Source organism: Pseudarthrobacter sp. SSS035 (assembly GCF_023273875.1).
Taxonomy (GTDB): Bacteria; Actinomycetota; Actinomycetes; order Actinomycetales; family Micrococcaceae; genus Arthrobacter.
The window spans coordinates 3,058,045-3,080,201 of the sequence record NZ_CP096882.1; the positions used below are offsets into that span (position 1 = coordinate 3,058,045).

At 64.1% G+C, this 22,157-nt stretch carries 27 protein-coding genes; 14 read left to right on the top strand and 13 right to left on the bottom strand.

Annotation, left to right across the window (positions count from 1 at the left end):
• Positions 1–63: 63 nt before the first annotated feature.
• The 3 genes from MUN23_RS14110 to MUN23_RS14120 all read left to right on the top strand — a co-directional run bounded on the left by MUN23_RS14110 (position 64) and on the right by MUN23_RS14120 (position 3,302).
• Positions 64–1,548, top strand: coding sequence for a helix-turn-helix domain-containing protein (locus tag MUN23_RS14110; RefSeq protein ID WP_248759170.1), 1,485 nt, complete (start codon positions 64–66; stop codon positions 1,546–1,548).
• A 120-nt stretch (positions 1,549–1,668) separates the two neighbouring features.
• Complete coding sequence (locus MUN23_RS14115; RefSeq protein ID WP_248759171.1) at positions 1,669–1,953, top strand: helix-turn-helix domain-containing protein; 285 nt, start codon at positions 1,669–1,671, stop codon at positions 1,951–1,953.
• Positions 1,950–3,302: a type II toxin-antitoxin system HipA family toxin gene (locus MUN23_RS14120; RefSeq protein WP_248759172.1), complete on the top strand. Its 1,353-nt coding sequence runs from the start codon at positions 1,950–1,952 to the stop codon at positions 3,300–3,302. The genes MUN23_RS14115 and MUN23_RS14120 overlap by 4 nt, the downstream gene beginning before the upstream one ends.
• Positions 3,303–3,355: 53 nt before the next feature.
• Here the strand turns inward: MUN23_RS14120 and MUN23_RS14125 are convergent, their stop codons facing one another.
• Positions 3,356–3,496, bottom strand: coding sequence for a hypothetical protein (locus tag MUN23_RS14125; protein ID WP_157769000.1), 141 nt, complete (start codon positions 3,494–3,496; stop codon positions 3,356–3,358).
• 166 nt (positions 3,497–3,662) lie between these two features.
• On the opposite strand from MUN23_RS14125, the gene MUN23_RS14130 reads away from it, so the two are divergent.
• The 3 genes from MUN23_RS14130 to MUN23_RS14140 all read left to right on the top strand — a co-directional run bounded on the left by MUN23_RS14130 (position 3,663) and on the right by MUN23_RS14140 (position 5,781).
• Complete coding sequence (locus tag MUN23_RS14130; protein WP_248759173.1) at positions 3,663–4,478, top strand: MBL fold metallo-hydrolase; 816 nt, start codon at positions 3,663–3,665, stop codon at positions 4,476–4,478.
• A 54-nt stretch (positions 4,479–4,532) separates the two neighbouring features.
• Positions 4,533–5,348 carry a hypothetical protein gene (locus tag MUN23_RS14135; protein ID WP_248759174.1) on the top strand — a complete coding sequence of 272 codons (816 nt, stop codon included), beginning with the start codon at positions 4,533–4,535 and terminating at the stop codon, positions 5,346–5,348.
• Between the two features lie 130 nt (positions 5,349–5,478).
• Positions 5,479–5,781, top strand: a complete 303-nt coding sequence (locus MUN23_RS14140; RefSeq protein WP_248759176.1) for an antibiotic biosynthesis monooxygenase — start codon at positions 5,479–5,481, stop codon at positions 5,779–5,781.
• Positions 5,782–5,795: 14 nt separating this feature from the next.
• Here the strand turns inward: MUN23_RS14140 and MUN23_RS14145 are convergent, their stop codons facing one another.
• Genes MUN23_RS14145 through MUN23_RS14160 form a run of 4 tightly spaced genes read right to left on the bottom strand, consistent with a single transcriptional unit; the run spans position 5,796 to position 8,424 of the window.
• On the bottom strand, positions 5,796–5,999 hold the full coding sequence (locus tag MUN23_RS14145) for a DUF805 domain-containing protein (protein ID WP_248759178.1): 204 nt from the start codon (positions 5,997–5,999) through the stop codon (positions 5,796–5,798).
• Entirely contained in the window at positions 5,978–6,526 is a 549-nt protein-coding gene (locus MUN23_RS14150) for a GNAT family N-acetyltransferase (RefSeq protein ID WP_248759180.1), read from the bottom strand. The genes MUN23_RS14145 and MUN23_RS14150 overlap by 22 nt, the downstream gene beginning before the upstream one ends.
• A 43-nt stretch (positions 6,527–6,569) precedes the next feature.
• Entirely contained in the window at positions 6,570–7,385 is an 816-nt protein-coding gene (locus MUN23_RS14155; RefSeq protein WP_248759181.1) for a hypothetical protein, read from the bottom strand.
• A gap of 7 nt (positions 7,386–7,392) precedes the next feature.
• Positions 7,393–8,424 (bottom strand): type IV toxin-antitoxin system AbiEi family antitoxin, encoded by a 1,032-nt coding sequence (locus MUN23_RS14160; protein ID WP_248759185.1) that lies wholly within the window; start codon positions 8,422–8,424, stop codon positions 7,393–7,395.
• A gap of 138 nt (positions 8,425–8,562) precedes the next feature.
• Here MUN23_RS14160 and MUN23_RS14165 point away from each other — a divergent pair, with 138 nt between their 5' ends.
• The 3 genes from MUN23_RS14165 (at position 8,563) to MUN23_RS14175 (ending at position 10,596) form a co-directional block, all read left to right on the top strand.
• Complete coding sequence (locus tag MUN23_RS14165; RefSeq protein ID WP_248759187.1) at positions 8,563–8,706, top strand: hypothetical protein; 144 nt, start codon at positions 8,563–8,565, stop codon at positions 8,704–8,706.
• 109 nt (positions 8,707–8,815) lie between these two features.
• Entirely contained in the window at positions 8,816–8,953 is a 138-nt protein-coding gene (locus MUN23_RS14170) for a hypothetical protein (RefSeq protein ID WP_248759189.1), read from the top strand.
• Positions 8,954–9,294: 341 nt separating this feature from the next.
• The gene (locus MUN23_RS14175; protein WP_248759191.1) at positions 9,295–10,596 is read left to right on the top strand and encodes a MinD/ParA family protein; all 1,302 of its coding nucleotides are present in this window, start codon (positions 9,295–9,297) and stop codon (positions 10,594–10,596) included.
• Between the two features lie 233 nt (positions 10,597–10,829).
• On the opposite strand, the gene MUN23_RS14180 is transcribed toward MUN23_RS14175, so the two are convergent.
• A complete protein-coding gene (locus tag MUN23_RS14180; RefSeq protein WP_248759193.1) occupies positions 10,830–11,582 on the bottom strand; it encodes an SDR family oxidoreductase in 753 nt (250 codons plus the stop codon).
• 90 nt (positions 11,583–11,672) lie between these two features.
• On the opposite strand from MUN23_RS14180, the gene MUN23_RS14185 reads away from it, so the two are divergent.
• The 3 genes from MUN23_RS14185 to MUN23_RS14195 all read left to right on the top strand — a co-directional run bounded on the left by MUN23_RS14185 (position 11,673) and on the right by MUN23_RS14195 (position 13,446).
• On the top strand, positions 11,673–11,876 hold the full coding sequence (locus MUN23_RS14185) for a hypothetical protein (RefSeq protein ID WP_157769003.1): 204 nt from the start codon (positions 11,673–11,675) through the stop codon (positions 11,874–11,876).
• A gap of 380 nt (positions 11,877–12,256) precedes the next feature.
• Positions 12,257–12,814 (top strand): hypothetical protein, encoded by a 558-nt coding sequence (locus MUN23_RS14190; protein ID WP_248759194.1) that lies wholly within the window; start codon positions 12,257–12,259, stop codon positions 12,812–12,814.
• Positions 12,815–13,110: 296 nt separating this feature from the next.
• On the top strand, positions 13,111–13,446 hold the full coding sequence (locus MUN23_RS14195) for a hypothetical protein (protein ID WP_371875914.1): 336 nt from the start codon (positions 13,111–13,113) through the stop codon (positions 13,444–13,446).
• Positions 13,447–13,599: 153 nt separating this feature from the next.
• Here MUN23_RS14195 and MUN23_RS14200 read toward each other — a convergent pair whose 3' ends face one another.
• Complete coding sequence (locus MUN23_RS14200) at positions 13,600–13,941, bottom strand: hypothetical protein (RefSeq protein WP_248759195.1); 342 nt, start codon at positions 13,939–13,941, stop codon at positions 13,600–13,602.
• Positions 13,942–14,061: 120 nt separating this feature from the next.
• Here MUN23_RS14200 and MUN23_RS14205 point away from each other — a divergent pair, with 120 nt between their 5' ends.
• Complete coding sequence (locus tag MUN23_RS14205; protein ID WP_248759196.1) at positions 14,062–15,279, top strand: MFS transporter; 1,218 nt, start codon at positions 14,062–14,064, stop codon at positions 15,277–15,279.
• Between the two features lie 7 nt (positions 15,280–15,286).
• On the opposite strand, the gene MUN23_RS14210 is transcribed toward MUN23_RS14205, so the two are convergent.
• The 5 genes from MUN23_RS14210 to MUN23_RS14230 all read right to left on the bottom strand — a co-directional run bounded on the left by MUN23_RS14210 (position 15,287) and on the right by MUN23_RS14230 (position 18,917).
• Positions 15,287–15,646, bottom strand: a complete 360-nt coding sequence (locus MUN23_RS14210) for a ribbon-helix-helix protein, CopG family (RefSeq protein ID WP_248759197.1) — start codon at positions 15,644–15,646, stop codon at positions 15,287–15,289.
• Positions 15,643–15,921, bottom strand: a complete 279-nt coding sequence (locus MUN23_RS14215) for a hypothetical protein (RefSeq protein ID WP_248759200.1) — start codon at positions 15,919–15,921, stop codon at positions 15,643–15,645. Before MUN23_RS14215 ends, MUN23_RS14210 begins: the two co-directional genes overlap by 4 nt.
• Before the next feature lie 302 nt (positions 15,922–16,223).
• Positions 16,224–17,579, bottom strand: coding sequence for a hypothetical protein (locus MUN23_RS14220; protein ID WP_248759201.1), 1,356 nt, complete (start codon positions 17,577–17,579; stop codon positions 16,224–16,226).
• Positions 17,580–17,750: 171 nt separating this feature from the next.
• Positions 17,751–18,242, bottom strand: coding sequence for a hypothetical protein (locus tag MUN23_RS14225; protein ID WP_248759202.1), 492 nt, complete (start codon positions 18,240–18,242; stop codon positions 17,751–17,753).
• Between the two features lie 195 nt (positions 18,243–18,437).
• Positions 18,438–18,917, bottom strand: coding sequence for a carboxymuconolactone decarboxylase family protein (locus MUN23_RS14230; RefSeq protein ID WP_248759203.1), 480 nt, complete (start codon positions 18,915–18,917; stop codon positions 18,438–18,440).
• A 205-nt stretch (positions 18,918–19,122) separates the two neighbouring features.
• Between MUN23_RS14230 and MUN23_RS14235 the strand changes: the two genes are divergently transcribed.
• Positions 19,123–20,595 (top strand): APC family permease, encoded by a 1,473-nt coding sequence (locus tag MUN23_RS14235; RefSeq protein WP_248759205.1) that lies wholly within the window; start codon positions 19,123–19,125, stop codon positions 20,593–20,595.
• Between the two features lie 92 nt (positions 20,596–20,687).
• Here the strand turns inward: MUN23_RS14235 and MUN23_RS14240 are convergent, their stop codons facing one another.
• The gene (locus tag MUN23_RS14240) at positions 20,688–22,157 is read right to left on the bottom strand and encodes a TrkH family potassium uptake protein (protein WP_248759206.1); all 1,470 of its coding nucleotides are present in this window, start codon (positions 22,155–22,157) and stop codon (positions 20,688–20,690) included.

Here is a 22,157-nt window from a genome sequence, read left to right on the forward strand (position 1 = left end):
GTCTAATTGTCGTAGTTGCACATGGGGGATTTTGGTTCTGACCTGACCGTCAAGAGGGAGAGCATGAAAGTCGCCGATTTGCTGGCCGAGGATACTTTGCAGTTGCGTTTGTACACGCCCTCTTCGCGGCAACGACTGGCACGGTCCATCAGCTTCTGCGCCCAGGCAGAGTTCCTGGACCCAACGCCCTTTCTCGGCGCCGGCTGCCTCGTGATCACCAATGGCATCGGATTCAACTTTTCGGACGACCAGATCTGGGATGCCTACGCCGAGCGGCTCGCGGACGTTCCGGTGGCCGCCATCGCGTTCGGCACCGGCGCCGCCCACCGGCTGATCCCGCCGGGCCTGATCAGGGCGGCCACGAAGCACAACGTCCCACTCCTGGAGGTCCCGCACGTTGTGCCTGCACTCCAGGTCCAGCGCTTCGTCACCAGCGTCCTGGAAGCCGAACGCTTCGCACTGACCAAACAGTCGTGGGCACTGGCCGACCGCTGCGCAAGAATCGCCGGAACCGGGGGCGCCCTGCGCGGGTTGCTGGCCGAGATTGCCGGCGCCGCCAAAGGCCAGGTCGCGGTCTTCGATGCCATCGGTGACGTGATGGCCTTTTGGCCGAAGGGATCGGGCTGGACACATGAGGACCTGAGCCGGGCCGCTGCCGGAACCGAGGCTTCGTCCTTCGAACTGCCGATGGGTGGGACGGAGATTTTTCACCTGGTGGCCCGCGGAGGGCTCTCCCGCGAGCCCCTGGCGACGCTGCTCGGTCCAGCCTCATCCATCCTCGCCGTCCAACTCAACAACGTGCTCAAGGCCCCGGGGCAAAAAGCGGGAAGAATGGCGGCACTGCTGCAACAGTTCGGCGATTGGGAGGGAGTCGCCACCGACGAACTCACCCGAACCTTCCGGGCGGCGGGGCTCGATCCCCAGGCGGCGACGTACCTGGTGGTGGCCCGCCCGGATCCTGACGATTCAACCCACCCATGGAAGATTCGCCTGGCGGTCCAGGAACTGTTCCGCCGAGTCCAGATCCACTCCTCGCAAGGCAACCTCTTCGCCTTTGCCCAGTCCAGTACCGTCACGGGGGAGCCCCCGGAGTCGATCACGGAGCAGCTGCTGGAATCCTGCCGCCAGATGGCCGCGAGTGTGCCGATCGTCATCAGGGGGCCGGCGGAGAGCGTGGACGAATTGCGGCTGGGCGTCGCGGACGCCCGGCACAAGGTCCTACACGTTTCGGGGCCGGTAATCCCGGCACCGCTCGATATCCAGTCCCTGATCGCCGCCACCGCCGGCGGCGGCGCCCGTGCGGCCGCCCACAAGCTGCTGGCTCCAGTGGTCGCATACGACCGCGACCACAACAGCGCGCTCCTGCAGACCCTGAGAACCTACCTGGAACATAACGCGCAGCCGTCCGACACATCCCGAGACCTCTATATCCACCGCAACACCCTGAGCAAGCGCCTCCGGCTTCTCTCGGAGCTGCTGCGGCTGCCCCTGGACACCCTGGACGGGCAGGCAACCTGCCTGATGGCCCTGAGAATCACGGACCTGTAGACCAAAGACCCCGGCCTGCGGGATCCGTGCAGGCCGAGCTGTAGATAACTGAACTTGTACGTTCCTTTACCCTAGTTAACACCACATTCGAGTACTATTGGAGGTGGAAAGGAGCGTCTCTTGGTTAGTGAAACTGCGGAGCTGCTGGGCGAGCACCTGAAGCAATGGAGAATCCTGCTTGGCCTCAGCCAGGAGCTGGCCGCGGAACGGGCGAATCTCTCCATGCCCACATTGCGCCGCATTGAACGGGGCGATACGGGCGTCAGGCTGGGAAGTGTCCTTGCCCTGATGGATGTGCTCAACCTGACCGAGCGGCTCACTGAGGTGGCCGATCCTCTGAGTACCGATCTGGGGCGCATGCGCGCGCACCTCCTTGGCCGCCAACGGGCCAGGAGGAGCCAGTGAGCCACGAAGTGTGGGTGGATGATATCCATGTGGGTGACTTCTCCGTGGACGTGCGCCCTGGTTTTCAGAAGCCGTCGATGACCTTCACCTACCTCGACGGCTGGCTTTCCAGCGCCGATGCCTTCGCCATCTCGCCGGATCTGCCGCTGCAGCGCGGGCCGCACACGCCCGCCGCGCACAGAACCACTTTCCTTGCCTTTGACGACGCCGCCCCTGATAGCTGGGGCCGCAGTCTCATCGACGCGCGGCTGCGGAAGAAAGCACGCGACGGTGGCATTCGGTTCGCTTCGCCGTCGGAGATTGAGCTCCTGCTCGCCGTTGACGACGAAACCCGCCAAGGCGCACTGCGCTTCCGCAAGGATGGAACCTTCCTCGCTGACGAGCACCGACGGGCCGGCATCCACGAGCTCCCCAAGCTGGTCCATGCAGCTCAGCGGTTTGCCGAGAACGGCGAGATCGACGACGACGTCAGCGAACTGATCGGGGTCGGTTCCTCGCCCGGAGGCGCCCGGCCAAAAGCATGGGTCCGCGACCAAGGCGGCGAGATGCACCTGGCCAAGTTCCCCCGCACGTCCGATGTCACTGATGTTTCTGCCTGGGAGCTCACCGCAATCAGGCTGCAACGCCGCGCAGGGATCCAGGTCCAGGAGTCCTCGGCAGCCCCCCTCACCGAGGGCCGCTCTGTGTTTCTCACCAGGAGGTTCGACCGGCAGGCCGGACAGCGCATCCCCTACATGAGCTTTCGCAGTGCCTTCGCGCTGGCCCAGCACGAGCACCCCGACTACGCCACGCTCGCCAAGAGGGTCGCTTCGATCTCTGCGAGCCCTTCCGCCGATGCTGCTGAGCTCTTTTCGCGGGCAGCATTCACCGTGATGGTCAACAACATAGACGATCACATGCGCAACCACGGCCTGCTCCATATCGGAAATGGCTGGCGCCTCGCACCATCGTTCGACGTGAACCCTTCAAGGGCCGGCGGCTCCTACACTCCGCTCACACCGGAGGATGATGCCGGGGACCGGGACATCAGGCTGCTCATCAAACATGCCGCCGACTTCAGGCTGACCCGGCATGAAGCGGTCCAGCGAATCCGGATCGTGGATGAGGCCGTCTCGCACTGGCGCGAAGACGCCCTTGCATGCGGTGTCAGCCCCGACGCGCTGGACTTCATGGCGAATGCCTTCGAGGGAGAGCACCGGGCTCGCGCCACGGACCTGCACGACAGCAGCCCAACCACCATCGACCTTGCTGCAGGCGGCCCGGCAGGGCTGCCCGGTGAAGTCTGGGTAAATCCGCACACCAGAAGAGGGCGGTTTGTCGAAGGGCATTTCAGGCGCCGGGCGCAGTAGGGAGGCGACGCGGACAAACTCAGTGCCGGTGAACTGGAGTGTGCACCTTGCCGTCAGACGGCTTCCTCCGCATGCTCAGCGCACCGCACCGTCGCGATCAGCTGGCCACCGCCGTCGGCCTTTACATAGTGGGTCACGTGGTTCGTGATCCTGCCGCAGTGATCACAGAAGCACGCGTGTTGTTTTGTCTGCATAGCGAGATGTTACGCAGTTCGATGGATTTAAGGGGAAATCCCGGCCAGGAATGTGGATCTCCACATGCGGCCCGGACCGTGTCCCGCATCCCGGAAACTCCAAGGGCCCGCGGGTAGAATCGGGGCCAAGAAGAACGCAGTCGCTTTCCGGAGGTACGGAGAAACAATGTCAGAATGGCTCGACGTCGGCGCGGACAACTACGTGCTGGTCACCGAAGGATCACTGCTGAACACCGGCCTGATTGTGGGCTCCGAGCGGGCCATGGTGGTCGATACCGGCTGCGGGCCGCGGCAGGGGCGCGAAATCCTGGAGGCGGTGCGGGAGAAGACAGACTTGCCCCTGGTGGTGGTCAACACGCACGCGCACTACGATCACTTCTTCGGCAACGCTGTCTTCGCATCCGACGGCGCCACCGAGTTCTGGGCGCACGAAAACTGCGCCCAGGAGATCGACGACCACGGGGACCTGCAGCGCCGGTTCGTGGGAACCCTGGAGCCGGAGATGTCCACGGGCGAGGGCGAGAATGTGGAACTGGTGGTGCCCAACGCCATCGTCAGGGACCAGCCGGTGCTGGTGGACCTCGGCGGAATCACCGTGACCCTCTTCTACCTGGGCCGCGGCCACACCGACGGCGACCTCCTGGTGGGCACTCCAACCACCCTCTTTGTGGGCGACCTCGTGGAGCAGGGCGCGCACCCCTCCTTCGAGGACTCCTACCCGGAGGAATGGGCCGACGCCCTGCGCCACATCTCCGCCCTGCGCCACCGCTACGAGTTCCTGATCCCCGGCCACGGCCAGCCCTGCAGCGACCAGTTCGTCAAGACCATGGCCAACACCATGACCACCGCGGTCCGCCAGGCCCAGCAGTCCATCCGCGAAACCCCCGCCGACGCCACCAAGGCCATCCCCGTGCTGCCGTACGGCCCGGAGCAGTCACGCTGGTTCATCAAGCGCCTGCAGGAGACGCGGCCGCTGCACTAGGTTTGTGGTTTCCGTCCGTTGACCCGGGCGGTCTTTCGGGTCGATATTGGGCGTGTGACACAAATAAGGCGGGATACGGGCACAGCAGCGTCCTTTCCAACGCGCCTCCGCGCTGCGCGCGTCCTGGCATGGGTGATGGTGGCCGTGGCCACCATCGGACTGTTCGGCCTTGCCGACCTCATGGTTCTGCCGGGCTGGGTGGATCAGCAGTACGTCTGGGCCGTGTCGCTGGAGGCGAGCTGGGGCAGCCTGTTGACGTTCGTCGTCGCTGGCTCATTTTCCAGCATTGCCCTGAACCCCCGCCAGCCTTGGCCCGGGATCGTCCTGTTGGCGATCGCCGTCGCGGCTCTGGTGCTGGGGGCGGTCTTCGGCCAGGACGGCAGCCCCGTCTGGGTCGCAGCACTTCTGGCTGGCGCTGTCGCTGTTCTCGTCTGGCTTGTCCAGAACGACTCGCCGGCCCTGCCGAGGGTGTGGAACCTGAGCTGGCAGTACCTGCTGATAGGCCTCGCTGGCGTTCCGCTCTGGCTGTTCTACGTCCTGCATGCCTTCGAAAAGTCCCGGCTCCGGCAGGACGCCGAACACCAGACCTGGAATGTCGAACACTGGCCTGTGCAAGGATCAGCCGGTATCACCTTGTGCCTGAGTGCGCTGGTGATGAGCTTCTGGGCTGCAGGGCGCCCGCTGATGAGGGTGACCACGAGCCTGTCAGCCACCTACATCGGCGCAGCAATGCTCGCCTTCCCGCACCGCGACGGGGCCATGGAAGGACCGATGTGGGGTGTCGCCATGGTGATATGGGGGACGGTGTTGGCGCTCCCGCTCCCGCGTCGCGCGACGAGTCTTGGCCCGCCGTCGACCGTTATTGGCTGAGCCTGCGCCCGGCCATAACCGCGCCCACTGCTAAGACACAGCTGGATCAGCCCCAGGACCGCGGACGCCGCGCTGTTGACCAGCGAGGCGAGGATCATCCCGCCGGCGAGACCTCAGGCATGATTGTTGGGTGATCACCGAACATGCGCTGCTCGCCGTCCGGACCGGCCTGGAGGAGGACTTCGAGAATGCTTTTGGCGAGGCGAAGTCGATCATTGGCTCCATGCCCGGATTCCAGGGCCTCACGCTGTCCCGCAGCATCGAGAGCCCACCCACGTACCTGCTGCTGGTGGAATGGGCGCGGCTGGAGGACCATACCGAGGGTTTCCGGGGATCGGCTGAGTATCAGGAATGGCGTGCGCTCCTGCATCATTTCTACTCGCCGTTTCCGACGGTGGAGCACTACGAGCCTGTTGTTGTTCTGAACTTCTGAGGGCTTCCGCGGAGCTACGCCTTGGACGGCTCCGACATACGAATGGCCATAACGATCAGGCCAGCGATCGGGATGAGCAGCCAGAAGAGCTCCGTCCACCGGCGGCCGGCATCACGGAGGCGGCGGACCCCGACGGCGAGCGTGGGGATCATCGTGCCGATCACCCAGAGCGAGGCAAGGCTGGAACCGACACCGATCACCCCGTTGGGGGTGGCCACGTTCCGGGCGCCGCGGCACACATCAGGAGACCCAGCCCGCCCGTGAATGTGGTGGTGTGGAACCGTGGCCCGCGCGCCACCTCGGTGAAGTTCCAGCGGCCGTGCAGCTCGATGGACACAAGGTTGTCCGCATTGACCACGTACCAGGCCTCCGGCGCCAGGGCCCAGATCCACTGCAACCGAGCCTCCGTCAGCGCCGCGCCCACGCCGCGCCTGCGCCACGCCGGCAGGACCGTCACCCCGCCGAGGTAGTGCCCGAAAGGTGCCGGCCCGTCGTCGTGGTCCCAGCGGTGCGTTTTTCCCCAACCGATGACGACGCCGTCAACGGTGGCCACCACAAAATGCCTGTCCGGGTCCGCCACAGCGGCAGCCATCGCCGAAGGGCTCAGCGGACCGCGGCCGCTGGCGTGCTCGATTGCGGCGATCGCCTCCAGGTCCGCAGGACCGGCGGGACGCACCGCGGCGACCGTCCCGGCGTCGGGCGTTACGTCCTTTTGGGCGAGATCGGCAAACCCGTGGGATTCCATCTGGACAGTCAACCGCATCGGTCGGCTCAGACGCTGACCTGGACTAAACCCGCGGCTGCGCGAGACCCCTCAGTAGACCTTCGAAGCGATTTCGCGCGGCAGAGTTCTTCGCTGGGGTGGCTGTGCGGAACAGCCCGCGGCGCAATTCGCCGGTGAAGTCTCTGGCGTCGATGCCACGGACCTTCGCCAGCAGCAGTTGGTGTTCGTGAGCGTCCAGAAGCTCACCCAAGTGTTGACCAAGTATCTGCGCCAGGGTGTTGTCCACTGCCAGATCATTGGCGATCAAGGTATCGAGATGCTCATCGTATAGCCAGTCTGCCTCGCCCTCGCTCGATTCAAGCCAATACAGTGCGGTCCCTATGTCCTGTGCATCCTTGTAGTTGAAATTCTGTGACCTGTCGGCGAGGGCCTCCAATTTCAGGATGACGTAGTGCCATGGTGAGACAACCTGGAGCCTCCCTACGTGGGGCAGGATGAAGGGGTCGGCCGCGGCGAAAGCATTTGTATATCCGAGTACGTTGATGAGGTGACCGTCGTCGGGCACCTTGACCACACCTTGAGGCGTCTCCAATGCTCCGAAGGGGATTACGTCAACCGGCATGTGTGCAATGTTGAACCGGATGGCGGTCTTCGTGCTGGCTATGCGTTCGTACACCGGGATCAACTGGTCGAAACCATCCCATGAAGGCATGGCGAGGGCAATGTCAACGTCGTGGGTTGTGGTGAGGCTGCTCACGGGCTGGTCAAAACTTCGGTGGAGAAGGTTCCTGGCCTCCGCTCCCACGATCATGAATTGATCCGGTGTGATTTCCGTTTCCGTCAGGAGTGAATCGATAACGGAAATGAGGGGCTCAAACATGACCTGATCAGAGCCACTGAAGTTCAGGTTCCTTTTGTAGGTAAACAATGGCCACCTCCTGTTCTCTGGGATCGTCCGAGGCAAGGAGATCCGCGTAAATCAGCAAAGGGGGTGCCAACCTGGGAGAGTCTTCCGCCCAGGCCACTTTGTCGTCCCAGAATCGCCGCAGAATTCGGACATTGGGCTGCGGACCCCGCCGCAGCCGGTTGTCGCGGATCAGGTCTGGCAGGATCTCGGGCACGTAAAATGTGGAAATCGACGGGCTGATTAGGTGGGGGACCGCCATGCCGCCGCTGGCAACCGCATTGTGGATCTGAAGAGCTGCGGAGGGTGGACCCTCCAGGAAGTCCAGGTAAAGCGATGGACGTAGCCTGGACGGAAAGGAAGCCAGCCATGCCCTGGCGATCTGACGACGACCCCGGGCTGTCCATTGGCGTTGGCTGTCAAGAGCGCCTTCCCTCACCAAATGCTGCAGCGTTCGCGGAACCAGCCCCACCGAGACCCCGGCCGCCTCGGCGATCTTCCGCATGGGTGCGTGGAGAAGTTCGGGCCAGGCCAGGAGGACGAAGACCAGCTGGGACGACTTAGGTGACAAGATGTCCATCGGTGCCAGTATCACGCCATTACCCGCGGAGCCGTGCTGCCGTTGATTGGTGGTTTTGGTAATGGCCGGGTCGCTCCCCGGGCGTTTCTCGAGTTCGATCACCACGTTTGGGGCATGGATCGAAAGCCGCCCCGACAGGTCTCCATGATTGACGCCGAGCTCCCTGAGGCGGTCCGACGTTTTGGTGGTCAGCGCGCGCGTTAGGAGAAAGTCGGACTTGAAGTTCTGCAGGATTGAAAGTCCATCCGCAATCGCCAATTTGGGGGCGTCGACTTCTGCAATATTCAACTCCACGTCGGCGGCACCTAGAACCAGCCTGGCGCTGTAGGTCGACAACGCGGGTCCCTGGCGTTGGGGTTCGGAAATGGCAGCAAGGACCCACCCGCGCTGGCGGCACAACTGTTGAAACTCAGAGAAAACAACACTCTTGGCCATGTTCAATATCCTACTTTGTTCAATATGATTGAACAAGAGCATCCATTGAACGCACGCCATCGAAGGGGCTCTCGCCGAAGCTGTCATATTCAGCGTCACTTGAGCAAACCTTGAGGTTGTGTTTATAGCCTCGGGCGTATGGGGAATTATGGGGGCACACAGTACGCGCGCGACACACGGAGTGAGCTCCGCCGTCGCCGACTTCAGGCGGTTTCCTACGTTGCGCTGGCCGCCCTGGCAGTGGCCACGGCAGCGGTGGTGGTGATCGCGCTCAACCGGTAAGCGGCTGCTGCGCCGCGCCGCGCCAATGACGCGATTTGTCAATCCCGTGACGGACCGATAGCGTGACCTCTGATCGCATGGGGGATCACTCTAACGTTCGGAGACCGTTGTGGCTCTCGTTGACTATGTCCTGGCGCTGTGCGCACTGTTGGGCACACTGCTGATTCCCTTCTCTGCGATGTACCATGTGCTGCGCCGGAAGCGACGCGCAGTGCGGGTGACCGCCACGAGGAGTATCCGCAGCTAGCCATGCCCTATATCGATATCAACCCGCATAAGGGCCGCCCCAAATGGCAGGCCTACGCCATTCTGGCCGTGCTTCTGGTCCTCACCGGCGCCGTGGTGATTGCCGCGCTCACCCGCGGCTGACCTCGTAATTCCGCCCCAGCGCCTAGACTTACAGATTGAATCAGTCCGTAAAGTGCCGCAGAACCTTGTGCCGAAAGTCCTGGGGAGACAGACATGCCCGATCCGGCGGATCAGAACGCACGCCCCATCGCAGAAGATGCAGGGCTACCGCAACCGCCCCGGCGACGCCGTGACCTCCGTCGCGCCGACGGCGCGCTGTCGGATGCCCAGACAGGAACCATGCCAGCCGTAACGCCAGATCTTTCGAGCACGCCCGACGCCGGCACCCCGGTACCGCGCCGCAGTTCCTGGGCGGAGGCGGCGGCCGCCGCCGACCAAGCCGGTCCCTCCCCCTCTGCCCCCGTCTCTGCTCCCATCAGCTCTGTCCCGGCGCCCACCCGTCGGCCGGCCAGGCCGCCGGTGACCCCGCTGCCGCAGGCGGCGCCGCAGGACGGGCAGCCGGCCGAGCCGGACTATGGCACCCCCGCATTGGCGTACGACGGCGACGAAGCCGCGCCGCCGCCGTCGTACCTTCCTGAGGAAGCACCCGAGCCGGCGCCGGCGTTCCGGCGCATCCGCCCCACCACCGCGGACATCATCGCCGACAGCCCCATGCCCGACTTCATCAGCTCCCCGGGCCTGTTCGTCAAGGAGCAGAAGCCCCGGCCGGTGGGCGGCGTCCGCGGCGCCCTCTACTCGCTCACGGGCGGGGCCTGGAACATGGGCCCCAGCGCCAAGCAGCGCGAGGAAGACGAGCTGGGCCGCCGCATCTCCCGCCAGCTGCAGGGCAGCTACAACACCGCGGTGCTGAGCCTCAAGGGCGGCATCGGCAAAACCTCCACCACGGTGGGCGTGGGCCTTACGCTGGCCGAATTCCGCGGCGACCCGCCCTGCGCCATCGACGCCAACCCGGACTCCGGCGACCTCGTGGAGCGCGCCCTCGGCGAGGGCATCTACCAGCAGGCCAGCCCGCGCACCATCACGGACCTGCTGGCGAACATCGAGGGCGTTGACTCGCTCACCGCGCTGGCCCGGTACATGCACCACGCCGGCCGGCTGCACCTGATCGCGGGGGAGCAGGACCCGGAGGTCTCCGACTCGCTCACGGCCGCCGAGTACCTGCGGATCCGCAAGCTCATCTCCAACTACTACTCCGTGGCCCTGACCGACTGCGGCACCGGCGTGACGCACAACGCGATGAGCGGGATCCTGCAGTCGGCGGACAACCTGATTATCGCCGCCGGGTATGCGGTCAGCGGGGCCAAGCGTGCCCGCAGCACCCTGCACTGGCTGGCGAGCCACGGGTACGAGGACCTGGCCCGGAACGCCGTGGTGGTCATCACGGACAAGGAGGAGGTCTCCTCCCGGGTGGACAAGGACGCCATCGAGGAACACCTCGCCGGGATCTGCCGCCAGCTCATTGCCGTCCCGCACGACCGCGGTGTGGCCGACGGCGACCTGGTCACCCTGGACGTGCTGAAGCCGGAGACGCGGCGGGCGTACAAGGAAATCGCGGCGTCGATCGTGGACGGGTACCGGTAGCTTCCCCCTTCCCCCCGCCTCCTAGTTTTGGGTGGGCAACAATCTTGAGTGAACGCACCGTGCCATCTTGGGCTGATCCTGAGCATGGCCGGTTAGCGTCGGCGCATCAGCCATATGAAAGGTGCGTCAACGATGACCATTCTTGAATACGTCACAGGCCTGGCAATCATCCTCGGGTCCCTTATGGGCACCATGGGGCTCGCGGCGGCAGTCATGCGCCACAGGCAGCGCCACTAGTGGATCCGAGGACTGGTTTCCAGCCACTCGTGAAACGTCTGGAGCCCGACGGCGGAGCCTGCCGCCGGGACCAGGTCACCGCGGCGCATGGCCTGACCCATGGCGCCGGGTGCCGGTACCTTCACCACCAGCTTCCGCTGCCCGGATGTCCGCAGGTATTCGCGGACCAGGTCTGCGAGCTGCTCCCGACGCGGCCCGCCAAGATCAGCAACCCGTCCGCGGGGTCCCTGCTCGGCTGCGTCCACCAACGCCGCAGCCACTTCCCGCGCCGCGACCGGCTGAGTTATCATCTGAGGAACCAGGACCACCGGGCCAATTGACGCGGCGCTGATGGCCATGGGGACAAACTCGTGGAACTGAGTGGACCGCAGGATGGTCCACGGCACGCCTCCGTGCCGGACGGCATCCTCCTGCGCGAGCTTCCCGGCGTACAGCCCCGACGCAGCCTTATCGATGCCCACGATCGAGAGCGCAATATGGTGCCTCGTCTGGGCCTCTTTCTCGGCAGCGAGGAGGTTCCGGGTGGCGGCGGTGAAAAAGTCCACGGCCTTCCTGGTGGAAATCGTCCGGATTCCGGAGACATCAATAACGGTGTCCACACCCTGCAGGGCGTCGTGCAGCCCGCGGCCGGTGAACAGGTCCACGCCTTCTGATCGGGTCAGGCTTGTCACAAGATGTCCGCGGTCCCTGGCAAGAGAGACGACATGCTGGCCAACGGTCCCGGTACCTCCTGGAACGGCAATATGCATGCTCCAGATCCTACGGCCGGTAGTGGCGGCACTGAAGACCGGTAGCCAGTACTCGTATGCCCGACCGCTGCCCATCCCTAGTCTCGGACCATGGAACGAGGCAATTACCGAAGAGTGCGGCGGCGCAGGCGGGCACGGCGTACCGAACGCGAGATCCAGAAACTCGACGCCCTGACCGGTGGCTTAGACCCAGAGGGCGTTAGCCGGAAGATCGCCGTGATCGCGACCGTCTCCGGATTCGGCCTCCTGCGTGCATCGATCCGGAAGGTCCTGAACAGGGCGGCCCTCCACTAAGCGCGAACGGACAGTTAAGCCCCTCCACTGAGGCGCGAACTGGCAGCTGATGACGCCAAATCCGGGATTTGAGGTCATTAACTGCCGGTTCGCGCGGGTTGTGGCGGCAGGGTCACGTTGCCGGTGCTCCAGGAGCTGCCGGCGTTGCGGGTGGAGGCGGTGAAAGCGGCCTGCGATCCTTGCCAGACCATGCTGCTGGCCACCAGGATCGCTAGCGGCCCTGCGGCGAGCAGGCAATTTTAAGTGTTCGCGAGGAAGGAGTTTTCATGGCTGAGACCCTTGCTGTGAGGCCGACTCGTGTCTGCTGCCCGGTCCGTCCAGCGAATCCATCCGGAGCGTCTCGCTGGCCCCCAAGCATGACACCCTCAGGCTATGGCGGTATGACAACTAATTCCAGCCGCGGTGTCAGTAAGTTCAAACATCTCCGGGCTTGTGCCGCGGCGGGCGCCGACATGAACGGCGACAAATGCGTACCTATTCCGTCAGCAGGCTGGCTTCGATACCATGACGCCATGGCTGGCTATGTAATTGAGGATGCGCCCGACTACCAGGTACTTAAGATGTCGAGGGAAAAAATCGGGCCCTCACATGGCACTACGCACGATGAACACTTTGTGCTTCCACCGAGCCTGTCGATTCACATTCCTGTGCTTTCCTTTGTGGCGGAAAAGACAGAAGGTGCACAGCTCAGGATCACCGTTAATGGTCGGCAGATATATGACAGGGCGCTTTCCGACGGCGATGACCGCTGCATTCAGGAGGCGTTCCTTGGTCATTACCTGACGGAGGGCGAGAATCACATTATCTTCGAGGCCGTGACAGGGATAGTCCACTTCAAGAATGTCGTTCTCTGGTACAAGCGCACTCAAAATGTCACTTTTCAATGGCCCCCCGGGTGGCCCTGGCTCAGAACGACGTTTCGGAAAACAAAACCGTGATCAGCGACCTTCGCTTCCAAGGGCGCGATTCGACGGGTCGTCGAACTAGATGAAGTCGAACAGTGAGACGCGGGACGAAGACTCATGGGTTCCCACGTCCATTGAGATTTTTGCCAGCAAGACCGAGGCGGGACACAGGTGCCGCGGTGCGCGCTGCGGTGTCCGCGACATATCTGAGCTCAAATGTTGCGCACATCACATTCGTTGCCTACTCTGGATGAGGCTGCAGAGGCGCGGCCATTGGCCGCAGCGTCGCGGCCTCCCCGGCTGCAGCGTCGCAGCCACGCAAGGAAGGCATGATCATCTTGTCCGAAAAGCTCAGCATTCTCGTCCGTGTAGACCTCGACCACGCGAAGGCCCAGGTCCTCGCCAAGGGCCACGTCACCGTCCACAGCATCCAGGCCCTCTACGTGGTGGTGAAACGCGCCAACGCCTTGAAGCACAACCTGGACCTGGAATTGGACGTCCGGAACGCCCGCGTGGATCCCGAAGCGCTGCGTCAGCTTCAGGTCTGCTCCGAGACGCATCACCTGCCCACCAGGATTGACCCGCAGCAGACCCACTGCACGCTGAGCATCCTCGCGCCGCGCCGTGCCACCGCCCATGCGGCCGACTTCAGCCACGCTGCCTGACCTGCGCTCCATTTAGCGCGAACGGACACTTGAGGCCCTGTTTCGAAGGGCCTGAACTGTCCGTTCGCGCTTGAAGGCGGGGCGCGTGGAGAAGGGGCTTAACTGTCCGTTCGCGCCTTGTGGAGGGCCGCCGTCGGGCGTTGTCCCACGTCGCTATCCGACGGCGGGAAGCCCGCCGGCCAGCTCCGCCGCCGCGGCGAGTGCCCAGCGGTCGCTCTCCGGCTCGAAGAAGACCACCATGGATGCGTCGGCTTCGCGGGCCTCGTCGAGGGCGAACAGCAGCGCATCCTCCAGATGCTGCGCGTGCTCCAGCCGTTCGGGAAGCCTGCCCGGCAGATCGCCGTCGTCAATGACGACGTGGGCCTTGCCATCCACGATGACCTTCAGCGCAAAACCCTGGTCCTCATGCAGGGACCCCCGGGTGGACGCGATTTCCGTGACTTTGTCGGCCCGGACCAATCCGTTGTTGATGGTGCGGATCCACACTTCACCCATGAGACCTCCTTGGCTGTGAGGGGCAGGCGAAAGCGCCCCACAAGGCAAACGTTAGTCCTCGCGGGGCCGCTTGTGACCCCCTGAAAGCTGGCGAATTTCCGGCGGCATAAGATAAATCTGATGACTTCGCCCGGAACCCCACAGCCGTTCAACTTCCGAAGCATCGCCATACCCGCGTTCGGGCCGGCACTGCTGTTCTGCATCGGCGAAGGCGCGGTCCTTCCGGTAGTGGTCCTCTCCGCCCGCGACCTCGGCGCCTCAGTGGCGGCCTCCGCGCTGATCGTCACGCTGATCGGACTCGGCTCGTGGTTTTTCAACCTTCCCGCGTCCCTCATCACGCTCAAGTTCGGCGAACGCTGGTCCATCGTCGGCGCTGCTGCAGTGGGCGCCCTGGCGCTCGCGGCCGCCGCCATGTCTTCCATGATTCCCAACGGACTGTGGCTGCTCGCGGTGGCTATGGCCGTCGTCGGGATGGCCGCGAGTGTCTTCAGCCTGGCGCGGCAGAAGTACCTCACCGAGGCCGTGCCCGTGCAGTTCCGGGCGCGGGCGCTGTCGACGCTGGGCGGGGTCAGCAGGATCGGCGTCTTTGTGGGGCCGTTCATTGGTGCCGGCGTGATGCAGTTCGCCGGGATCGCCGGAGCGTACTGGGTGGGTGTGGTGGGCATGGCGGCGGCCGCCGTTTTGGCGGTCACCATCCCGGACCTGGTGGTCCCGCCAGCGCCCGACGGCGGCCACAAGGGTCCGGAGCCGACGCTGCGGAATGTGGCGGTTTCGCATGCCCGCGTGTTCCTGACGCTGGGGGTGGGGGTCCTGCTGCTCAGCGCGCTGCGCGCGTCCCGCCAGGTGGTCATCCCGCTGTGGGCGGACCATCTGGGCATGGATCCTGCCCAGGCTTCCGTGATTTACGGACTGTCCGGGGCGATCGACATGCTGGTGTTCTACCCCGCCGGCAAGGTGATGGACCGCCGCGGCAGGCTGTTCGTGGCCATCCCGTCCACCATCATCATGGGCATCGCGATGCTGCTCATCCCTTTGTCTGCGTCCTTTGGCGGGCTGCTGCTGGCGTCGCTGCTTATTGGCTTCGGGAACGGCATCAGCTCGGGCCTGATCATGACGCTCGGTGCCGACTTCTCGCCCGACCGCGGACGCGGCCAGTTCCTGGGATTGTGGCGGTTTATCGCCGACGCAGGATCCACCGGCGGGCCCGTGCTGCTCTCCGGCGTGACGGCGCTTTTTACTCTGGGCGCGGGCGTCTCGGCGACAGGCTTCCTGGGGTTCGCGGCGGCTGGTGTCTTTGCGGTGGTGCTTCCGCGGCTGAGGCACCGGCGGAATTACTGACTTTTGCTCAGGATGCTTTGGCGAGATATTCGGCCAGGGCATCCCGAATGATGGCTGACGGGTTCCGGTGTTCCTTTTGAGCTTGCTCCACCAGCTTTGCATCCAAATCCACTGGCAGCCTGAGGGAACGGGACGGCGAAGTTCCTTTGGCGCTAAGTGAGGGTTTGCCGACGGCGCGCCGGACTGCTTCAGTGGAGCCAAGCGCGGCTTCGAGGAGGGAACGGCCCGCCTCCGGACCATCGGCCTTGCTGATGCGGGCTTCAGGCCCGATGTCTGCGGTCTCCGCCCAGGTTGCCAGCTCTGCGTAGCGGGCCTGCTCCTCGGTATCGAGTTCCTTGGGTGCCTGGGCTTTTTTTGTTTCGTTCACTTGCCAGCCTGCCTTTCTGCGATGTCCAGGATTTTCCTGCGTGCTTCCATCACGTGGAAGACAAGGATGTGGTTCGGAGGCGTGATCACCACCATGACTTCAAGGAGCCCGCTCCTGTCCCGAGTGGGCCCAATAAACAGGTCGGGCCGGGTACCCGAATCGACCCGAGGTTCATCGAAATGCTGTATTTGGTAGGTCTGATTCAGGATGGCATACAAGGCATCTTCGTGGTCGATGCCATGTTTATCTGCACTCGCCGCCCAGACAATGCCCATCGCTATATTGTCTTGCAATAATCACTGTATTGCAAGACAATATTAGTTCCGTCTATCTGTCATGATGCCCTGGTGGCCTTAAGTGTGGGTGTCCTGGCCGCCGGCGTTCTGGGATTTGCGCCGGATGGTCTGTTCGCCGTTGTGCTGCCGCAGCTGAAGCATCGGCGGAATTACTAAGTCCAGTACTGCACCATGTGGTCCAAGTACTCATACACAAACGTTCTCTGGAGGAAACGTTGGTAGCAATCCAGATCTGCTCCACCAAGGGTTTTTCGGGCGCCCTGGTCTGGCGAGCGGGGCGTTTAGTCCACGTCGAAGAGAGCGCTTGCCACAGTGGTAAGCCCGCTGCTGGTGGCCGTCAGTTGGCAGCCCGATCTCTTACCGTTGACAATCAAGCCGGTGAAGGAGGCTGTGCCGGCAGTGGTGGCCTTAGGGTTGGGGGCCGGGATTGTGATCGGGCATCCCTGGCCGGTAGACGTGAGTGTGACTGTGGCCGTGCTCTGGGTTTGGTTATCGAAGGGGTCCACAACCGCGACCGCTGCGTTGAACGGCGTGTTCTTGGGGACCGGCGTGATCGAGATGTTGAGTTTCAGCTTGCTCGCTGCTGCGGCAGTGATTTCGACCGCCACGGATACCGGCTGACCGATGCCTGAAGCCGTGAATGGCGTGGACCCGGACTTGGTGTTGCCGTAGTAGAACGTCGTCGAAGCCAGTCCGGGAGGGATGCTTACCGAAGTCACGCCCGTGGTGCCGTTGGCTGATGTTGCAAAAAGGCCGGTTCCGGGCGTGCCACTGGCCAACGTGACATTGGCGGCCGTCCCCGTTGCCGGGTTGCCGTAAGTGTCGCGGCGTTCCACGGTGAAGGCCCCAATGTTTGCTGTCGCCGAGGCGACGCCGATCACCGAGGCCGGGGAAGTAACCACCAGTTGCGTGGCCGTTCCAGCGGTGACACTGAAGCTCGTGCTGACAGCGCCGGAGTATGCCGGGCTGGAGGCGACCAGGGTGTACCCCGTGCCCGCCTTATCGATGGAAAGGTTACTGAAAGTGGCCACGCCGGTGGCATCTGTGGTGGCCAATTGTGTGCCGGAGAGCGTGCCGCCGCCGGGGTTTGACCCGATGCTGATGGTCACGGGGACATCCGGCACGGGGACAAGTCCCGACAGGGTCCGGGCTGCAACGCGGAGCGTGGCAATCGACGAGCCTGCAGTGACATTTCCGGCGGGCTGTGACTCGAAAGTGAGGTTGCTCGCGCTGATGACGCTGACATTGTTGCTGGGTGTGCTCACTGCCGTCCACGAATAGTGAACGGCGGTGACCACATAAGCATGCGGACCTGTGGGCACTGAAATGTCTGTGCACGACGTCGTCGCAATGAGCGCCGAAGGGCTCGAGCTGCAGGCCGGTGCGGGCGTGCCGCTCGTGATGCGGGTGACGTAGTAACCGGTGGGCGCCAACCCGCCTGTAGGAGCTGTCCAGCTGACCGAAACGTCGGAGGTACTGATCGCCGGGACGGAAACGCCGGTGGGGGGCGCCAGTGTGGCGACTGCCGCCGTCGTGCTTCCAGTTCCCGACGCCGGCCAATAGGCAAAAGCGGCGACCGCCCCGAAAAGCACGGAGAGCACCAGGGCGATGACAGCTAAAGCTCCGCGGCGCAACATGCGGCCAAACAACGCCAGCCCCCGCCCAGGCCCGGGGGGACCTTGGCGGGAGCTGGTGTTGCGGAACATGTGGACCTTCCGGGGTGTGCCTCAAATACGGGCGAACTGGTCAGGTCACCATCGGGCTATGTGACTGACCGTGTGGACCAGGACCGTCAGGCCTGACTCTCTTCAGCTGGCTGCGACGTGCAGGGGCACTGCAGCGTTCTTGCAACCGTTCTGGTCCACTCCGACCCGGTTGTTCATCTGAAGCGTGACGGTGCCGGTAACGCTGTCCCCGGCAGCGATCTCGGTGGCAGCGAACGGTTCCCCGTCAACCAAGGGGGATCCGACGGTGAAGTCGGCGGCGGAGCAGCCTGCAACAGCCGTCCAGGCGCCGCCGGTCACATTGGCGACGCTGACTGCAACGTTGGCAAGCCGCTGGCCGCCGTCGCTGTCGTTGGTGACGGTAAAGGTGACGGTCTGGGCTGCGCTGCCCGGTGAGAGTGCGGCGCCTGCAACCGAGCTGGTGACTGTGAAGTTCTCCGCAGCGGCAGCGGCGGTCGTCGTGGTGTTGCTTGTCCCCGCAGCCGACCAGTAAGCGAAGGCTGCGCCGCCGCCGATGGCCAGCATTGCAGCAGTGGTGATGATGATGCGCTTCTTACGTCCGATTACTTTGCTCATGTGAGACCCCTAAGAATTTGTGCGGTATTCCGCCGACCTTGCGAGCCCCCAGGCTCTGATATGGATACCTTCCCGGACCAGACGCAACTTATGCCCGGGTAATTCCTCAAGATTTGTCAAGGTTCTCGACGTTTGCGCAGGTCAGGGCATAATGCCTTCCATTTGATGGATTAATGCCAGGACATTAAATGCGAGCTACATGGGGCGGCGGGAGGCCAGCGGTGCCAGTTGAGCGTCCTGAAGTTCCGGGCTGAGGGTTGGCGGAACATCGACGTCTACGGCCAAGGCAAGGAGCGTGCGGCTCAGGAAGTTTCGCGCGCTCGCCACCAGGGTGATGTCCATGATTTCGCGGTCCGTGAAGCCGTGGCTTCGCAGTTCCAAGGTGTCGGCCTCGGCCATGGCCGTCGCGTCCAGGCTGAGCTTTTCGGCGTACTCCATCATCGTTACTTCGGCCGGGGTCAGCCCCGCATTGCGGAAATCCCGGGCGACGGCGCTGAGTTCGTCTTCCGTAAACGCCCGCAGCGACTTGGCCCCGTGGGCCAGGCGGCAATGCGTGGATCCAATAGCCTGCGCCGCCGCAAGGGTGATGAGCTCATAGCGGCGCAGGTCCATCGAAGCCGTGATGAAGTGCAGCATGGATTCGAAGGCCTGGAAGGCTTCGGGGTTGATCGCCATGGCCTTCGTTTGGGAGGTGACGTAACCGAGTGAACGAGTGTCGTCGTCGCAACGGTGATCCGCCCATTGTGGCCCTGCGCAAAAGGCGCCGCAAGCGGAGAATCCGGGCGGCCGAGCGCCCAACCTGACCTGTTGCCAAAGTGGCGCGAAAGGATCACCCTGAATTAGGCCGCGTTGATATTTAGAGTGTGTGGAGGTCAGAGCCATGAGCACCACTTCAGATGACCTGTTTCCGGCAAAACCGGAGGCGGAGACACACGAGCTCAAGCGGGTCCTTGGCCCCAAGCTCCTCCTGCTGTTCATCGTCGGCGACATCCTCGGCGCCGGCGTGTACGCAGTCACCGGAACCATGGCCGGGACGGTGGGCGGCATCGTGTGGCTGCCGTTCCTGCTTGCGTTCGTCGTCGCGACGCTGACCGCGTTTTCCTACCTTGAGCTCGTCACGCAATACCCGCAGGCGGCAGGGGCGGCGCTCTATACCCACAAGGCGTTCGGCATCCACTTCGTCACGTTCCTGGTGGCATTCGCCGTGGTCTGCTCCGGCGTCACCAGCGCCTCCACCTCCGCGAACGTCCTCGCCCAGAACTTCTTCGGCGGCCTGAGGATCAACGGCTGGATGGAGATGCCCGCCCAGGGCGTGATCACCGCCGTGGCCATGGGCTTCATGGTCTTGCTGGCCGCGATCAATCTGCGCGGCGTGGGGGAGAGCGTGAAGTTCAACGTGGTCCTCACACTGGTGGAGGTAATTGCACTGTCCATCGTGATCGGCGTCGGCTTCTACGTCATGACGCAGGGCACCGGGAACGCCGGGGAAATCTTCGTCTTCAACGATTACCAGGACAAGGGCCTGTTCCTGGCGGTCACGGCGGCAACCTCCATCGCCTTCTTCGCCATGGTGGGCTTTGAAGACTCGGTGAACATGGTGGAGGAGACCAAGCACCCCGAGAAGATTTTCCCGCGGACCATGCTGACGGGCCTCGGCATCGCCGTTCTTCTTTACATGCTGGTGGCCGTGTCCGTGGTCAGCGTGCTGTCGCCCACCGAGCTGGAGAACATCCGGGAGGCAGAAGGCGCCGCGCTGCTGGAGGTAGTGCACAAGGGCTCGCCGGACTTCCCCATAGACAGGGTCTTCCCGTTCCTCGCCGTGTTCGCCGTTGCCAACACCGCGCTGATCAACATGCTGATGGCGAGCCGGCTGATCTACGGCATGGCACGCCAGAACGTCCTGCCGCCCGCCCTGGGCAAGGTCCTGCCGGGCCGCCGCACCCCGTGGGCCGGCATCCTGTTCTCCACCGTCCTCGCCCTTGGCCTCATCTGGTACGTCACCAGCGACCCCAAGAGCAACATCGTGGCCAACCTCTCCGGGACGACGGCGTTCCTGCTGCTGTGCGTCTTCACCGTAGTGAACGTGGCCTGCCTGGTGCTTCGCCGCAAGAGGGACCTCAACCGCAAGGTGTTCTTCACCTCCCCGGGGCAACTGCCGCTGCTCGCCGCCCTGCTGTGTGCCTTCCTCGCCGGCCCGTGGGTTGGCCGCAACGTCATCCAGTACCAGATCGCCGGGGGACTGATGGCGATCGGGGTGGTGCTCTGGTTTATCACCTGGCTGATCAACAGGCGGACGAACAGGGCGGAAGGCGAGCCGGTAGGGACCCAGAACATCGGCAAGGATGACGCTTAGACGCCGCTAACGGTGCCCGACGGCGGCTGGCGCGTTCTGCGCCTTGGCGAGTCCCGCCGTCGTACTTTCCAGAACGTCCGACGACGGCGGTGCTAGCCGATGATGGGGCGTTCCTCCGGCAGGCTGTAAAGGCGGGGCCGGGAGGACAACGCGAGAGCGGACGCGACCGTCACGGTGCCGATTCTGCCGAGGAACATGAGGGCCATGAGCACCCATTCCGCCGCCGGCGGGAGGTTGTACGTGATGCCGGTGCTCATCCCGACGGTGGCGAACGCGGAGATGGATTCGAACAGCACCTTCTCCAGGCTGTAGTCGGTCACCATCAGCAGCGCCAGCGTGCCGGCCACCACCGCTGCCACCCCGAGCAGCGCGACGGACAGGGCCTGGCGCTGCGACGAGGCGCTGATGGAACGGTGGGCTATGGTCACCTCGTCCCGGCCGCGGACCTCGTTCCAGATGGAGAAACCGAGGACCAGGAACGTGGTGATCTTGATGCCGCCGGCAGTGCCGGCGCTGCCGCCGCCGATGAACATCAGGATGTTGGTGACCATAAGGGTTTCCGGTGCCGCCACCCCGTAGTCGATGCTGTTGAAGCCGGCAGTACGGGGGAAGACGCCGCCAGCCAGGGAACCCAACAGCTTGCCGGTCAGGGATAGTCCGCCGAGGGTTTCGTCCCTGTTCCATTCGAACGCGGCGAAGAGCGTGATGCCAAGCGCCAGGAGCACCAGCGTGCCGTAGATGGTCAGGCGGAGGTGGACGCTCCAGTTCCGGGCCTTGAGGTTTCCCCGGAGCAGCTGGATGATCACCGGGAATCCGAGGCCGCCTGCGATGATCGACAGGCAGATGGGGACGATGATCCAGGGATCCTCCGCGAAGCCGATGAGGTTGTCGCTGTAGAGCGCGAACCCGGCGTTGTTGAACGACGAGACGGCGTGGAACACCCCGTGCCACAGCGCCGTGCCGGGGTTCTGGTCGTAGGCCAGCCAGAAGCGTCCGGTCAGCACCGCCGCGATGGCTGCTTCAATGCCCACCATGAGCCGGGCCACGCGGAGCAGCACGGCGCTGACGTCGCCCAGGTTGAGCGTGTGCGTTTCGGACTGCGCCACGAGCTGGCCGCGGAGCCCGATGCTTTTCCGGACCAGCAGGGCCAGGAGCGTCGCCAGCGTCATGATGCCGAACCCGCCCACCTGGATCAGTCCCAGAATCACGGTCTGCCCGAAGGGGGTCCAGTACGTGGCCGTGTCCACGGTGATCAGCCCCGTAACGCAGACAGCCGACACGGACGTGAACAGGGCGGCCAGCAGGGGGTCGGCCCCGGGGTCGCTGCCGGTCCGGGCAACGGGCAGCATCAGCAGGGCTGCGCCCAGGATGATGACGGCCAGGAACGCTAGGGGCACCGACCGGACGGGGTGCGAGAGGGCCCGCCGGATGGCGCTCTCCTTGCGGGCCCTGGCCGTTTTGGCTGCCTTGCCTGCCTTGCCTGCCTTGCCTGTCCAGCGCCCCGGCCCCGGACCCTTCACCCCGGCGGTGTCGCCCCGTGCGGTGTCGCCACGTGCGGTCAT